Source organism: Aliiroseovarius pelagivivens, assembly GCF_900302485.1.
In the GTDB taxonomy this organism is placed as follows: domain Bacteria; phylum Pseudomonadota; class Alphaproteobacteria; order Rhodobacterales; family Rhodobacteraceae; genus Aliiroseovarius; species Aliiroseovarius pelagivivens.
This window is the reverse complement of record NZ_OMOI01000001.1, coordinates 2,346,938-2,361,294: the sequence shown is the minus strand read 5'-3', so window position 1 is coordinate 2,361,294 and position 14,357 is coordinate 2,346,938. Positions and strand designations below refer to the sequence as shown.

The window sequence follows — 14,357 nt, the reverse complement described above, 5'->3', positions numbered from 1 at the left end:
GCCTAGCGCTTCACCTGTGCATTTTGTCCAAGACCCAATGGACCAACTGGATAGGATGATTTCATGAACATTCATGAATACCAGGCGAAGGCCCTTCTGAAATCCTACGGCGCCCCCGTTTCGGACGGCCGCGTAGTATTGAAAGCAGAAGATGCCAAGACCGCCGCAGGTGAACTCGACGGACCGCTTTGGGTGGTCAAAGCCCAAATTCACGCAGGTGGCCGCGGCAAAGGTTCCTTTAAGGAAGCTGACGCTGGCGAAAAAGGCGGCGTACGTCTGACCAAATCGGTCGAGGAAGCCGCTGAAGAAGCCAAGAAGATGCTGGGCCGCACCCTTGTGACCCACCAGACCGGCCCCGCCGGCAAACAGGTTAACCGCATCTACATCGAAGCCGGTTCCGGCATCGAGCGCGAGCTTTACCTTGCTCTGCTGGTAGATCGCCAAACCTCGCGCATTTCGTTCGTATGTTCGACCGAAGGCGGCATGGACATCGAGGAAGTGGCAGCCGCCACTCCCGAAAAGATCCTGAGCTTCTCGGTTGATCCGGCAACGGGCTACCAAGGTTTCCACGGCCGCCGCATCGCATTTGCGCTGGGCCTGGAAGGCGCACAGGTTAAGCAGTGTGTTGCTCTTATGGGCAAGCTCTATAAAGCCTTCACCGAGAAGGACATGGAGATGCTCGAGATCAACCCGCTGATCATCTCGGACAGCGGCGACATCAAAGTTCTGGACGCCAAAGTTGGCTTCGACGGAAACGCCATCTATCGCCACCCGGACATCGCCGAGCTGCGCGACACCACCGAAGAAGACCCGAAAGAGCTGGAAGCGTCGAAATACGACCTGAACTACATCGCTCTGGACGGTGAAATCGGCTGCATGGTGAACGGTGCTGGTCTGGCAATGGCCACCATGGACATCATCAAGCTGTACGGCGCTGAACCGGCCAACTTCCTTGACGTAGGTGGCGGCGCCACCAAAGAGAAAGTGACCGAAGCCTTCAAGATCATCACCTCGGACCCCAACGTGAAGGGCATCCTTGTGAACATCTTCGGCGGCATCATGCGCTGTGACGTCATCGCCGAAGGCGTGGTTGCAGCCGTGAAAGAAGTGGGCCTGCAGGTTCCGCTGGTCGTACGTCTGGAAGGCACCAACGTGGAAGCCGGTAAAGACATCATCAACAACTCGGATGTTGATGTGATCGCTGCCGACAACCTGTCGGATGGCGCAGAGAAAATCGTGAAAGCGGTGAAAGGCTAAGACAATGGCAGTTCTTATTGACGAAAATACCAAGGTCATCTGTCAGGGTCTGACCGGCTCGCAGGGTACCTTTCACTCGGAACAGGCCATTGCATATGGCACCAAAATGGTCGGTGGTGTTACGCCGGGCAAAGGTGGCCAGACGCATCTGGACCTGCCGATCTTCAACTCGGTTCACGAAGCCAAGCACGTCACCGAAGCCAACGCTTCCGTGATCTACGTGCCGCCCCCGTTTGCTGCTGACTCGATCCTGGAAGCGATCGACGCAGAGATGGAACTGATCGTCTGCATCACCGAAGGCATTCCGGTGCTGGACATGATGCGCGTTCAGCGTGCTCTGGAAGGCTCGGCCTCGCGTCTTGTGGGCCCGAACTGCCCCGGCGTGATCACCCCCGGCGCCTGTAAAATCGGCATCATGCCCGGCCACATCCACCAGCGCGGCAGCGTTGGTGTTGTGTCGCGCTCGGGTACGCTGACTTATGAAGCTGTGAAACAGACCACCGATATCGGTCTGGGCCAGTCGACTGCAGTTGGCATCGGCGGCGACCCCATCAAGGGCACCGAGCACATCGACGTGTTGGACATGTTCCTGGACGACGATGAAACTCAGTCGATCATCATGATCGGCGAGATCGGTGGTTCGGCAGAAGAAGAAGCTGCTGAATTCCTGGCCGAACAGAAGAAAAAAGGCCGCTGGAAGCCGGTTGCTGGCTTCATCGCTGGCCGTACGGCACCTCCGGGACGCCGCATGGGCCACGCTGGCGCGATTGTTGCCGGTGGTAAAGGTGGCGCGGAAGACAAGATCGAAGCCATGCGTGCTGCTGGCATTGTGGTGGCAGACAGCCCCGCGACGCTGGGCGAGGCCGTGCTGGAAGCGATCGGCAAGTAAGACTTCTCTCGCGCGCCCCAAACCCTTGGGGCGCGCGTTTTCAATTTCTCAGGTGACCCAATGAACGACCAGAGCCCCAACGACATCTTCCATGCATCAAGCTTCATGCAAGGCCACAATGCCGAGTATCTGGAGCAGCTCTACGCCCAGTATGTGAAAGATCCCAGCGCGGTTGACGCCGCTTGGCACGCATTTTTCGCAGAGCTTGGGGATGATGCCCGTGACGTAACCGCCGAGGCCGCTGGTCCCAGCTGGGCACGTGGTGATTGGCCCCCGATGCCGGATGGTGACCGGGTTCATGCGCTGGACGGTCAATGGCCAGAAGCCCCTGCCGAAGAAGGCAAGGCTGCTGCCAAGAAGATCGAGGCGAAGGCTGCAGAGAAGGGCGTGAGTCTATCCGATGATCAGATGAAGCGCGCTGTTCTGGACTCGATCCGCGCCCTGATGCTGATCCGCGCCTATCGTATTCGTGGTCACCTTGTTGCGGATCTGGATCCGTTGGGCATGCAGAAGCCCACACCTCATCCCGAACTGGATCCCGCATCCTATGGCTTCACCGAAGCTGACATGGATCGCCCGATCTTTATCGACAATGTTCTTGGGCTTGAGGTCGCGTCGATCCGTCAGATCCTCGACATCGTGAAGCGCACCTATTGCGGCACCTTTGCACTGCAGTACATGCACATCTCGAACCCCGAAGAGGCCGGCTGGCTGAAAGAACGTATCGAAGGGTTCGACAAGGAAATCCGGTTCACGCAGGAAGGTCGTAAGGCAATCCTGAACAAGCTGGTCGAGGCCGAGGGCTTCGAGAAATTCCTGCACGTCAAATATATGGGTACCAAGCGTTTCGGCCTTGATGGCGGTGAAGCCCTGATCCCGGCGATGGAACAGATCATCAAGCGCGGCGGACAGCTGGGTTTGAAAGACGTGGTGATCGGCATGCCGCACCGTGGTCGTCTGTCAGTTCTGGCCAACGTGATGCAGAAGCCGTACCGCGCGATCTTCAACGAATTCCAGGGCGGCAGCTTTAAACCCCAAGACGTTGATGGCTCGGGCGATGTGAAATACCACCTTGGTGCTTCGTCGGACCGCGAGTTTGATGACAACAAGGTACACCTGTCGCTGACCGCGAACCCCTCGCACCTTGAGGCCGTGAACCCGGTTGTGCTGGGTAAGGTCCGCGCCAAGCAAGAACAGATGAACGACGTGGATCGCGATCAGGTTCTGCCGATCCTTCTGCACGGCGATGCGGCCTTTGCAGGTCAGGGTGTTGTCGCTGAAGGCTTCGGTCTGTCGGGCCTTGTTGGTCACAAGACCGGTGGCACGATGCATATCGTGGTGAACAACCAGATCGGCTTCACCACCGCACCGCATTTCAGCCGTTCGTCGCCCTATCCGACGGATATTGCCCTGATGGTGGAAGCGCCGATCTTCCACGTGAATGGCGATGACCCGGAAGCCGTGGTGCACGCTGCCCGCGTTGCGACCGAGTTCCGTCAGAAATTCCACAAAGACGTGGTTCTGGACATCTTCTGCTATCGCCGGTTTGGTCACAACGAAGGCGACGAGCCGATGTTCACCAACCCGATGATGTACAAGAACATCAAGAAGCATAAGACGACGCTGCAGCTTTATACTGAACGTCTGGTCAAGGATGGCCTGATCCCGGAAGGTGAAATCGAGGACATGAAAGCGGCCTTCCAGGCCCACATGAACGCCGAATTTGAAGCCGGGAAAGACTATAAGCCCAACAAGGCTGACTGGCTGGATGGGCGTTGGTCGCACCTTGATCGCAACCGCGACGAATACCAGCGCGGCAAGACTGAGATTTCGACTGAAACCTTCACCGAGGTTGGCAAAGCTCTGTCGACTGCGCCGGACAACTTCCCGATGCACAAGACCGTTGGGCGTCTTTTGGACACCAAAGCCAAGATGTTTGAAAACGGCACCGGTTTTGACTGGGCGACCGCAGAAGCATTGGCCTTTGGCTCGCTTCTGACCGAAGGCTTTCCAGTGCGCCTGTCTGGCCAAGACTGTACGCGCGGTACGTTCTCGCAGCGTCACTCGGGTCTGATCAATCAGGACAACGAGGAACGCTACTATCCGCTGAACAACATCCGCGAGGGCCAGGCCCACTACGAAGTTATCGACTCGATGCTGTCGGAATACGCGGTGCTGGGCTTTGAGTATGGCTATTCGCTGGCCGAACCCAACGCGCTGGTGATGTGGGAAGCCCAGTTTGGCGACTTCGCCAACGGTGCTCAGATCATGTTCGACCAGTTCATCTCATCGGGTGAATCGAAATGGCTGCGTATGTCCGGTCTGACCGTTCTTCTGCCGCACGGTTTCGAAGGGCAGGGACCGGAACACAGCTCGGCCCGTCTGGAGCGTTTCCTGCAGATGTGTGGTGGCGACAACTGGATCGTGGCGAACTGCTCGACTCCGGCCAACTATTTCCACATCCTGCGCCGTCAGCTGCATCGCGGCTATCGTAAGCCTCTGATCATGATGACGCCGAAATCGCTTCTGCGCCACAAGCTCTGCGTGTCGGACGCCAAGGACTTCACCGAAGGTTCCAGTTTCCACCGCGTGCTGTGGGATGATGGCGACCGTGACAATGGCACCGGTCGCTCCGAGGCCAAGCTGGTCAAGGACGACAAGATCAAGCGCGTCGTGATGTGCTCGGGAAAGGTCTACTACGACCTGCTGGAAGAGCGCGACAAGCGCGGCATCAACGACGTCTATATCCTGCGTCTTGAGCAGTTCTACCCGTTCCCGGCCATGTCCTGTGTCAAGGAACTGGAGCGCTTCAAGCAGGCGGAAATCGTCTGGTGTCAGGAAGAACCGAAAAACCAAGGTTCGTGGACTTTCGTCGAACCGAATATTGAATGGGTGCTGACCCGCATTGGCTCGAAGCACACGCGTCCGGTCTATGCTGGTCGTCCGGCTGCGGCCTCACCTGCAACGGGTCTGGCATCGACCCACAAAGCACAACAAGAAGCGCTGGTTGATGCTGCGCTGACTATTGAAGGGAAATAAACCATGAGCATTGAAGTACGTGTCCCCACGCTGGGCGAAAGCGTGACCGAAGCCACGGTCGCAACATGGTTCAAGAAACCCGGCGACGCCGTTGCTGTTGACGAAATGCTCTGCGAGCTGGAAACCGACAAGGTAACTGTCGAAGTGCCGTCGCCTGCCGCTGGCGTGATGGGCGAAATCGTTGCCGCAGAAGGTGAAACCGTTGGCGTTGACGCGCTGCTGGCCATGATTGGTGAAGGCGAAGGGGCGGCTCCTGCTCCTGCCGCTGCTGAGGCAGCTCCGGCTGCCGCACCTGCTGGTGACGCAGGTCAGGCTGTGGACGTGATGGTGCCTGCGCTGGGCGAAAGCGTATCGGAAGCCACTGTATCGACTTGGTTCAAACAGGTTGGTGATGCAGTTCAGCAGGACGAAATGCTGTGCGAGCTGGAAACCGACAAAGTATCCGTCGAAGTACCTGCACCTGCCGCTGGCGTTCTGGCCGAGATCCTGGCCCCGGAAGGCACCACTGTTGACGCCTCGGCCAAACTGGCTGTTCTGTCCTCGGGCGGCGCTGTAGCTGCTGCGCCTGCTGCGGCCCCGGCTGCTGCGGCTGCCCCTGCGGCGGCTGGCAAGGACGTGGAAGACGCACCGTCGGCCAAGAAAGCCATGACCGAAGCTGGTCTGAACCCTGCTGACGTTCAGGGCACTGGTCGCGATGGCCGCGTGATGAAGCACGACGTTGCTGCCGCTCTGGCCGCACCGAAGGCTGCAGCCCCCGCTGCTGCTCCGGCTGCCCCGCGCGCTGCTGGCGATCCCGCCCGCGAAGAGCGTGTGAAGATGACACGTCTGCGCCAGACCATCGCGCGCCGTCTGAAAGACAGCCAGAACACCGCCGCCATGCTGACCACCTATAACGAGGTGGACATGACCGAGACGATGGCTCTGCGTAAGGAATACAAAGACCTGTTCGAGAAGAAGCACGGCGTCCGTCTGGGCTTCATGTCCTTCTTCACCAAGGCATGCTGTCACGCCCTGAAAGAAGTTCCGGAAGTGAACGCCGAAATCGACGGCACCGACATCGTTTACAAGAACTATGTAAACATGGGTGTCGCGGCAGGCACGCCCACGGGCCTTGTCGTTCCGGTGATCAATGATGCGGATGCGATGTCCTTCGCCGAGATCGAGAAAGCCATTGCTGAAAAGGGCCGTAAAGCCCGCGACGGCAAGCTGTCGATGGACGAAATGCAGGGCGGTACCTTCACCCTCTCGAATGGTGGTGTCTATGGCTCGCTGATGTCCTCGCCGATCCTGAACCCGCCGCAGTCGGGTATCCTTGGCATGCACAAGATCCAAGACCGCCCGATGGCGATCAACGGTCAGGTGGTAATCCGCCCGATGATGTATCTGGCGCTGAGCTATGACCACCGCATCGTCGACGGCAAAGGCGCCGTGACCTTCCTGGTACGTGTGAAAGAAGCACTGGAAGATCCGCGCCGCCTGTTGATGGATCTGTAATGGACCTTGGCGCACCCGAAACCGGCCTGACAGATCAGGCTGCGGTTCGAGTGCGCCACCTTCCAGATTCTGGCGAACGCAACAAGTTTACGACCTGCCCGCTTCAGCGTGCTTTAGTCACCATTCACAAAGGGAGTTTCTGAGCATGGCAACCCATATTCTCTGGCAAGCCGATGTAGCGGATTTCGACGCGTGGTACACGGTTTTCAAGAAAGACCGTTTCAACCGGAAAGCAGTCGGTATCCGCGAGCTTCATGTTTGGCGTGATCCAGCACAAGACAACCACGCGGTTGCACTTTTTCAGGTCCTTGATCTTAAGCGGGCCCGCGCGTTCTTCGAGTCAGAAGAACTTGCCATGCATATGGAGCGTGATGGCGTGATCAATGTGAGTGTGAAACTGCTGACGCCGGTTTAACGGCGAACCGCGGCGGTTTTAAGCTTCAATTCGAATACGCAAGTTGCGCAGATACGGCAGTCGGCCAGCGCATGGCGAAGAAAGAAGGATAAAGAGATATGGCAGACTATGACGTAATCGTAATTGGCGGTGGCCCGGGTGGCTATGTATGCGCCATCCGTTGCGCTCAGCTGGGCCTGAAAACTGCTTGTGTCGAAGGGCGCGAGACGCTGGGCGGCACTTGCCTGAACGTGGGCTGTATCCCCTCGAAAGCGCTGCTGCACGCGTCGCACAGCCTGCACGAGGCCGAGCATAACTTCGCCAAGATGGGCCTGAAGGGCAAAAGCCCCTCGGTCGATTGGAAAGAGATGCTGGCCTATAAGGACGACGTCATTGGTCAGAACACCAAAGGCATCGAGTTCCTGTTCAAGAAGAACAAAGTTGATTGGCTGAAAGGCTGGGGCTCGATCCCTGCCGCTGGTCAGGTCAAGGTGGGTGACGAGGTGCACAACGCCAAGCACATCGTGATCGCTTCTGGTTCTGAACCGTCGAGCCTGCCGGGTGTTGAGGTCGATGAGAAAGTCGTCGTGACTTCGACTGGTGCACTTGAACTGCCGAAGATCCCTCGCAAGATGATCGTGATCGGTGCGGGCGTGATCGGTCTGGAAATGGGCTCGGTCTATGCGCGTCTGGGGTCGGAAGTGACCGTGGTCGAATTCCTCGACGACATCACCCCCGGCATGGACAAAGACATCCAGAAGACCTTCCAGCGCACGCTGAAAAAGCAGGGTCTGAACTTCATCATGGGTGCCGCCGTTCAGAACGTGGATGCCAAGAAGACCAAGGCGACCGTGAACTACAAGCTTCGCAAGGATGACAGCGAACATGCGATCGACGCCGACGTGGTGCTGGTTGCCACTGGCCGCCGTCCCTTCGTGGATGGTCTAGGTCTGGAAGCCGCTGGCGTCAAAATGACCGAGCGCGGTCAGATTGCCACCGACCACTGGAAAACCAGCGTTCCCGGCATCTGGGCCATTGGCGACGTGACCGAAGGTCCGATGCTGGCCCACAAAGCCGAAGACGAAGGCATGGCGGCTGCGGAAAGCATCGCCGGTCAGGCTGGCCACGTGAACTATGACGTGATCCCCGGCGTGATCTACACCTCGCCCGAGGTTGCTTCGGTTGGCAAGACTGAACAAGAGCTGAAAGAAGCTGGCGTTGACTATAAGGTCGGCAAGTTCAGCTTCATGGGCAATGGTCGTGCAAAGGCCGTGTTCATGGGCGACGGGTTCGTGAAGATCCTGGCCGATAAAGCGACTGACCGCGTACTGGGTGTCCACATCATGGGCCCAACCGCAGGCGAGCTGATCCACGAAGCCTGTGTGCTGATGGAATACGGCGGATCGGCTGAAGATCTGGCCCGCACCTGCCACGCCCACCCGACCTTCTCGGAAGCGGTACGTGAGGCGGCATTGGCCTGCGGTGACGGCGCGATCCACGCGTAAAATCCGCCCCTATGACGATTTAAGAAAGCGCCCTTTGCGGGGCGCTTTTTTCTTTCCGACAGAAATAATCGGAAAAGTGATCCTGAAGTGTGATGCGTTCGTACCTATCTTAGCGAAAGGTGCATCAACAGGAAAATCACATGAAAAAAGTACTAGGTCTCGACCCAACTCTTGCGGCCGGCATTACGCTTGCCATGGCTGCGTTGGCCGGGCTCATTTTCGAAAACACCCCAGTTCTGCAACCGATCTACGATTCAATGCTAACGACGAAAGCCACGTGGGCAATCGGAGAGCTTGCGGTCTCGAAGCCACTGATCCTTTGGATCAATGACGGGCTTATGGCGGTGTTTTTTCTGCTTGTTGCGCTAGAGATCAAACGAGAGATTAAAGAGGGAAGCCTGTCGAGTTGGCAACAGGCATCGCTTCCCGTTTACGGCGCCATTGGCGGCATTACGGTGCCCGCTTTGATCTTCCTAGGGGTCGTGGGGATCGAAAGTATCGAGGCGAAAGGCTGGGCTATCCCTGCTGCGACCGATATCGCCTTTGCGCTTGGGGTGCTGAGCCTTTTTGGTGATCGCGTTCCCGCGCACCTGAAGACGTTCCTTCTGACATTGGCTGTGGTCGATGACCTTGCCGCGATCGTGATCATCGCACTGTTCTATACATCGAACCTGTCGGTCTTCGCGCTGTCCATTGCAGCGCTCTGTCTAAGCGCTTTGGCCGTCATGAACCTGCGTGGCGCGTCCAACCTGACAGCTTACCTTCTGGTGGGGTTCGTGTTGTGGTTGGCCGTTCTGAAATCAGGCGTGCACGCGACCTTGGCGGGTGTTGCTCTGGGTTTTGCAATTCCCTTGGCCCCGAACGCGAAAGGCAAGTCGCTGGCAAGAAGCCTTGAGCATGACCTGCACCCGATTGTGAGTTTTGCAATCTTGCCGCTTTTTGCCTTCGGCAACGCCGGCGTGCCGCTGACAGGGCTGTCATTGGAAACACTCATGGCGCCGTTGACGCTGGCCGTTGCTGCTGGGCTGTTCTTCGGCAATCAAATCGGGATTGTCGGAGTGGTATTCCTGGCCGAGCGGATCGGTCTGTCAAAACGGGCCGAGGGGGTCACTTGGCCCATGCTGTATGGCATCGCATGCCTTGCAGGGATCGGCTTTACCATGTCGCTATTTATCGGGGGGCTCGCCTTCGACACGCTCGAGCAGCAAAATATGGTGCGCCTGGGTGTTCTGAGCGGCTCGCTGATGTCTGCGCTCTATGGCTCATTTGTGCTGTACAGTGCGACGGCTGCGTCTGCTACCCGACAAGCATCTTAAGGCCCTGTGTCACATCCGTGCGGACGGCCAGACGCAGGGCAGGCTCGTCCCCGGCTGCGAGGGCAGACAGGATCATGCGGTGATGGCGTTGCAGGTCGGTGCGCTGGCCGCTTGCGTAGAGCGCGCGCATGGTGGGTCCAAGTTGCAGCCAGACGGTCTCTGCCATGGCCAGAATGGCCGGAGCCTGTGCCCGCAAATAGATCGTCCGGTGAAATTCCAGATTTGTCCGCAGATAGCCGCTCGCATCCTGATTGGCGACGCATTCCGACACACGGGCGTTGATTGCGCGCAGGCGGTCGATCAGGGTCATATGGGCACGGGGCAGGGCGCGTGCGGCCAGTTCAGGTTCTAGAAGCGCGCGCAGCGCGGTCAGTTCCTCGATCCGCTCGGCTGACAGATCCGGCGCGGTCACCCGGCCTGAACTGGACAACGTCAACGCACCTTCGGCCGCAAGCCTGCGCACCGCCTCTCGTGCCGGTGTCATCGACACGTCGTAGTCGGCTCCGATGCCACGGATGGTCAGGCTTTCTCCCGGATCCAGCTCGCCATGCATGATGCGCGAACGTAGGTGGCGATAGACACGTTCGTGCGCGCTGGTGTTGTCTGGCGTAGGGCGGATCTGGCTTTGCATGAGGATAATTGTGATCACAAAATGCAGAAGCGTCAATCGCGAAAGCGATACCGATGCAATTCTGTCCCGTGATCCTTCAACCATTTCCGCGGGGCTTGGTAGTTCGGAAAGATCGCTTCGACTTGTGCCCAGAACAAGCGGGAATGATCCATGTGAACAAGGTGCGACACTTCGTGTGCGGCGACATAGTCAAGAACCTGTGGAGGCGCCATGATCAGGCGCCAGGAATAGCTAAGATTGCCGCGCGAACTGCACGACCCCCAGCGTGAACGAGTATCCCGCAAAGTGATGCGCCCATAAGGTCGCCCAACCTTAGCGGCATAGGTGTCGCTGGCGGCAACAAGTGCCGCACGCGCTGTTTCCTTCAGAAACATCTCAGCCCGGATCGCATCGCGCTCGGGTGACTGCGGAGGCAGCAACATGCTGTCGCCTGAAATCTCGACCACCCGGGCCTTGCCACGCTCCAGCGTCAGAGGCGCGCCGCGAAAGGGAAGGGTGGATCCAACGCCCGGAACCTCACTGGGCGCGGTCTGTGCCAGATGGCTCCGGATCCAGTCTAGCCGTTCGGTGGCAAACTGAAGCGCCTCGTCCTTGTTGGCACCAAAGGGGGCTGTCAGCGTCACGCGTCCGTCCAGCCGGGATACGCGCAACGACAGCCTGCGCGCGCGTTTCGACGCCCGAAGCTCGATCACTACAGGTTCGGCCGCCCCCAAAGTCAGGGTCGTGTTCTCTGTCAGCCGACTGCGTGAATTTCGAAACAACATGCCCTTCATTGAGGCCTGATTGCGCCCAAGGTCAACCCTTCGCTGCAAAAGGCTTTGACACCCTTGCAGCATTGTGGCAGTTGCCTGAAATCTCAGATGAGTCAGTATGAACGGAAAGGGTTTCAAATGCCCAAAGCTGAATGGGGCGTCAAGCGTATATGCCCGACGACCGGAAAACGCTTTTACGACCTGAACGCCGATCCGGCGGTTAGCCCCTATACGGGTGATGTCGTGAACCTGGAGACCGGTAAAGGGTCGCGCACAATGGTTGCCGACAAAGAAGACAAAGCTGTCATGAAGGACGATCTGGTCGACGACGCAGATGCCGTTCTGGAAGATGACGACGCATCCGATGTCGATCTGGGCGATGATGTTCTGGACGACGATGATGACGAAGAAGTGTCGCTGGAAGAAATCGCGGATATGCCCGCGGAAGAAGACGAGTAAGCTTCAATAATTTTTTGCAAAGGCGCGTTTTTTGGGTTGAACCCCTTCGCGCCTTTGCATAAATACCGCGCACAGACAGCAGCTTTGTTGTCACGGATGGGGCCTTAGCTCAGTTGGTAGAGCGCTTGCATGGCATGCAAGAGGTCAGCGGTTCGACCCCGCTAGGCTCCACCAAATCTCATTCCCAGATTTGATAATGGTTTGAAACGGTTGCGTGGTATCCGCCTACCGTTCGCGCATTGTGTCACCAGTTTGCATGCAGTCCTGTGTCACCCCTGTGTCACTCGATTGGGTGGGCAACGGGCTGGTTATAGCCCAAGAGCGATCAGAATAATACTTGGGCTGAGTTCGTGAGATGGTTGCTCACGGCCCATACCGGACATTCGTTTTGGTATATGACGCCGCAGCGCAGCTTCACTGAACCAGTCATTCGCTGCGGATGTTCTTTCGGGAGGTGGCATGCTCAGGACTTGCGGGACAAAGCCGACATCCGCGTCTAAACGACGAACGTCCGCTCCTGAAGTCACTTGAAAAATGGACAGGCCTCATTGAGTAGTCGACGCGATCAGTGCCTCTGCCAAGGCGACCTCTAACGCAGAAACAAGGTCAGTCGCATCATCGAGAACTCCCACATCAGAATTGATCTGAAAGGCGATGGTGAGGTCATGGTCGGCGTAGTGCCTGACGCTCGAGACGTAGCCCGGAATCCAGCCGCCATGCCCAAAGACTGGGCCATGTGGCGTATCTTGATAGATGGCAACACCACTGCCGTAAATTATTCCGGGCGCGTCCGGGTGAACCGGAACACCGTCAAGCAATCGGTCAAGATACTCGGACTCCATGGCTGCCCCATAAAACAGGGCGTGCCCCCATTTGGCGAGGTCTGCCGAGGTCGATGCAAAGCCTCCACCCGTCCATTCTATGGCTGGGTTCCAAACCAGACTCCCACTCTCGTCCATCGTGCGCGGCGCAAGGCCGAACGGATTGCTTTCCTCCGTGTAGCCGACGGCCAGACCCTCGATCCTTGGAGCGCTGGACGGGTTCGTTCCTGTCAAATCCAGCGGTATGAGGAATCTCTTGCGGGCAAGGTCGAATACGTCCTCGCCAGTCGCCGCCTCGATCACCAAGCCAAGCAAAAGATAGCCAGTATCGGTGTAAGCCCATGCCGACCCTGCCTCGAATAGCGGGGGTTCGTCCAGAATGAATGCGATGATCTCGTCCGGCTCAAAGGGCGTTCGCAACCCCAGGGCAATCAGCGAAGCAGCGACATCTTCCATATGAACGTGGTCCGGCAGGCCGGCACTGTGGGTCAAGAGTTGACCGACGGTCATGGTATCCGCATTTGGGAGGCGATCAAACCACGGAAGATGGCCGAGGTGGTCAGAGACAAGATCGGCACGGCTTAGCGCTCCTTCCGATTCAAGCGAGAGCGCCAAAGCCCCCCAGATCGTCTTTCCGATGCTCGCCGCCAGCATTCGGCTTTCTGTCGTCATCGGGACACCGGCCTCGACGTCCGAAAGGCCGATGGCAAGCGTCTCAATGTGGCCATCCGCCTGTGAGAACGCGACAGTTGCGCCGGGGAAGCCGTAAGTCTGTTGGAAGTCTTCAAGCAGACCCTGGACCCTTTTGCGTGTGTTGTTTTCTGTTGCGCTTACCGGAAGGGAGATCACGAAAGGCAGGACGAAAAGCGTGACGATTTGTAATAGAAGGCGTTTCATTGACTCGCTCCCCCATTGTCAGGAATGACCTCCGTCACAGAACCGGCACGGTGAAGCATGGTCTCTCGATTCCACCACACCACGACGACAGTGACCGCAACCAAAATCCAGGTATCAAAAGGTTGTGCATCCGGCCAAATTGGAAGGATCAACTGCCAATGGAACAGCATCGGCCAGAGAAGGCTGCCGCGGGACATGTTGAAGATTGGTGTGACAAGAACTGCAAGGGTGATGTTGCCGACGAGAAAGGGAAAGAAGTTCCACCCGGCAAAGACGGTGCCGGACAGAAAAAACGCTGGCAGGTGCCAGATCCCCCAAAGCGTGCCGATGATCACACCGGCCCAGAGCGGTGCCATGCGCCGTTGCAGAATTGGCTGTGCAATCCCCCGCCAGCCAAATTCCTCGATTGGTCCGAGAAAGAGCATCATCAGAGTGAGCGCGCCGACGGCGCCGACCCCTTCTGGTGGGAGCGGCGCAAAAAACGGCCCGCCTTTCATCAACGACCCCATCATGAAGACAAGCGGTATGCCGATCAGGATAAAGACCACCCAAGGCGGCGACCCCCGCCACATGAAGAGCCGTGACAGAAAGGCTTTAAGGCCCACCAATCCCCCAAAAAAGAGAACAACTGCAAAGGCTGAGATAGCCGGCGCCCATGTAGCAAGAAAGAAGAACGGGTGTGATCCGCTGATCTCGCCGAAAGTTGCAGCGGCCCAGTCAGGCGCAAGGATGTAGCCACCAACGAGCCCCCAGGTAATCGCGAACGTCAGAGCGTAGAAACCGATGATCGCGCGGGATGGCACCTGAACGGTGTGAGTTTGTGAGGCAATATCTGCCATGGGAATTTCCCCCGTGATAGAGTTGAAGCAGGGCAAGCCGGGGCGCTTTTGGCCCTCGAATTGC

The 14,357-nt window shown here is 57.9% G+C and carries 12 protein-coding genes and 1 tRNA gene; 9 read left to right on the top strand and 4 right to left on the bottom strand.

Features of this window, described 5'->3' with window-relative positions; all coding sequences use genetic code 11:
- Positions 1-63: 63 nt before the first annotated feature.
- The 7 genes from sucC (at position 64) to nhaA (ending at position 9,894) form a co-directional block, all read left to right on the top strand.
- Positions 64-1,257 carry an ADP-forming succinate--CoA ligase subunit beta gene (sucC, locus tag ALP8811_RS11355; RefSeq protein ID WP_108857214.1) on the top strand — a complete coding sequence of 398 codons (1,194 nt, stop codon included), beginning with the start codon at positions 64-66 and terminating at the stop codon, positions 1,255-1,257.
- 4 nt (positions 1,258-1,261) lie between these two features.
- The gene (gene sucD / locus ALP8811_RS11350; protein ID WP_108857213.1) at positions 1,262-2,146 is read left to right on the top strand and encodes a succinate--CoA ligase subunit alpha; all 885 of its coding nucleotides are present in this window, start codon (positions 1,262-1,264) and stop codon (positions 2,144-2,146) included.
- Positions 2,147-2,206: 60 nt separating this feature from the next.
- A complete protein-coding gene (locus ALP8811_RS11345) occupies positions 2,207-5,185 on the top strand; it encodes a 2-oxoglutarate dehydrogenase E1 component (RefSeq protein ID WP_108857212.1) in 2,979 nt (992 codons plus the stop codon).
- 3 nt (positions 5,186-5,188) lie between these two features.
- Positions 5,189-6,679, top strand: coding sequence for a 2-oxoglutarate dehydrogenase complex dihydrolipoyllysine-residue succinyltransferase (gene odhB, locus ALP8811_RS11340; protein WP_108857211.1), 1,491 nt, complete (start codon positions 5,189-5,191; stop codon positions 6,677-6,679).
- A gap of 145 nt (positions 6,680-6,824) precedes the next feature.
- Positions 6,825-7,094, top strand: a complete 270-nt coding sequence (locus tag ALP8811_RS11335) for a hypothetical protein (protein ID WP_108857210.1) — start codon at positions 6,825-6,827, stop codon at positions 7,092-7,094.
- 98 nt (positions 7,095-7,192) lie between these two features.
- Positions 7,193-8,578 carry a dihydrolipoyl dehydrogenase gene (gene lpdA / locus ALP8811_RS11330; protein WP_108857209.1) on the top strand — a complete coding sequence of 462 codons (1,386 nt, stop codon included), beginning with the start codon at positions 7,193-7,195 and terminating at the stop codon, positions 8,576-8,578.
- 140 nt (positions 8,579-8,718) lie between these two features.
- Positions 8,719-9,894, top strand: a complete 1,176-nt coding sequence (nhaA, locus tag ALP8811_RS11325) for a Na+/H+ antiporter NhaA (RefSeq protein ID WP_108857208.1) — start codon at positions 8,719-8,721, stop codon at positions 9,892-9,894.
- Here nhaA and ALP8811_RS11320 read toward each other — a convergent pair.
- A complete protein-coding gene (locus tag ALP8811_RS11320; protein WP_108857520.1) occupies positions 9,875-10,525 on the bottom strand; it encodes a GntR family transcriptional regulator in 651 nt (216 codons plus the stop codon). The genes nhaA and ALP8811_RS11320 overlap by 20 nt on opposite strands.
- 32 nt (positions 10,526-10,557) lie before the next feature.
- Positions 10,558-11,289: a M48 family metallopeptidase gene (locus tag ALP8811_RS11315; protein ID WP_108857207.1), complete on the bottom strand. Its 732-nt coding sequence runs from the start codon at positions 11,287-11,289 to the stop codon at positions 10,558-10,560.
- A gap of 126 nt (positions 11,290-11,415) precedes the next feature.
- On the opposite strand from ALP8811_RS11315, the gene ALP8811_RS11310 reads away from it, so the two are divergent.
- Positions 11,416-11,736 (top strand): TIGR02300 family protein, encoded by a 321-nt coding sequence (locus ALP8811_RS11310; protein ID WP_108857206.1) that lies wholly within the window; start codon positions 11,416-11,418, stop codon positions 11,734-11,736.
- Positions 11,737-11,834: 98 nt separating this feature from the next.
- Positions 11,835-11,910 (top strand) — tRNA-Ala (locus tag ALP8811_RS11305).
- 371 nt (positions 11,911-12,281) lie between these two features.
- Here the strand turns inward: ALP8811_RS11305 and ALP8811_RS11300 are convergent.
- Both ALP8811_RS11300 and ALP8811_RS11295 read right to left on the bottom strand, forming a co-directional pair.
- Positions 12,282-13,454: a serine hydrolase domain-containing protein gene (locus ALP8811_RS11300; protein ID WP_108857205.1), complete on the bottom strand. Its 1,173-nt coding sequence runs from the start codon at positions 13,452-13,454 to the stop codon at positions 12,282-12,284.
- The gene (locus ALP8811_RS11295) at positions 13,451-14,293 is read right to left on the bottom strand and encodes a CPBP family intramembrane glutamic endopeptidase (RefSeq protein ID WP_108857204.1); all 843 of its coding nucleotides are present in this window, start codon (positions 14,291-14,293) and stop codon (positions 13,451-13,453) included. The genes ALP8811_RS11300 and ALP8811_RS11295 overlap by 4 nt, the downstream gene beginning before the upstream one ends.
- Positions 14,294-14,357: the final 64 nt, after the last annotated feature.

Coding starts and splice junctions, on each gene's coding strand:
- ALP8811_RS11295 (WP_108857204.1), bottom strand. CDS start 14,293: ATGGCAGATATTGCCTCACAAACTCACACCGTTCAGGTGCCATCCCGC.
- sucC (WP_108857214.1), top strand. CDS start 64: ATGAACATTCATGAATACCAGGCGAAGGCCCTTCTGAAATCCTACGGC.
- ALP8811_RS11345 (WP_108857212.1), top strand. CDS start 2,207: ATGAACGACCAGAGCCCCAACGACATCTTCCATGCATCAAGCTTCATG.
- ALP8811_RS11335 (WP_108857210.1), top strand. CDS start 6,825: ATGGCAACCCATATTCTCTGGCAAGCCGATGTAGCGGATTTCGACGCG.
- ALP8811_RS11310 (WP_108857206.1), top strand. CDS start 11,416: ATGCCCAAAGCTGAATGGGGCGTCAAGCGTATATGCCCGACGACCGGA.
- lpdA (WP_108857209.1), top strand. CDS start 7,193: ATGGCAGACTATGACGTAATCGTAATTGGCGGTGGCCCGGGTGGCTAT.
- nhaA (WP_108857208.1), top strand. CDS start 8,719: ATGAAAAAAGTACTAGGTCTCGACCCAACTCTTGCGGCCGGCATTACG.
- ALP8811_RS11300 (WP_108857205.1), bottom strand. CDS start 13,454: ATGAAACGCCTTCTATTACAAATCGTCACGCTTTTCGTCCTGCCTTTC.
- ALP8811_RS11320 (WP_108857520.1), bottom strand. CDS start 10,525: ATGCAAAGCCAGATCCGCCCTACGCCAGACAACACCAGCGCGCACGAA.
- sucD (WP_108857213.1), top strand. CDS start 1,262: ATGGCAGTTCTTATTGACGAAAATACCAAGGTCATCTGTCAGGGTCTG.
- odhB (WP_108857211.1), top strand. CDS start 5,189: ATGAGCATTGAAGTACGTGTCCCCACGCTGGGCGAAAGCGTGACCGAA.
- ALP8811_RS11315 (WP_108857207.1), bottom strand. CDS start 11,289: ATGTTGTTTCGAAATTCACGCAGTCGGCTGACAGAGAACACGACCCTG.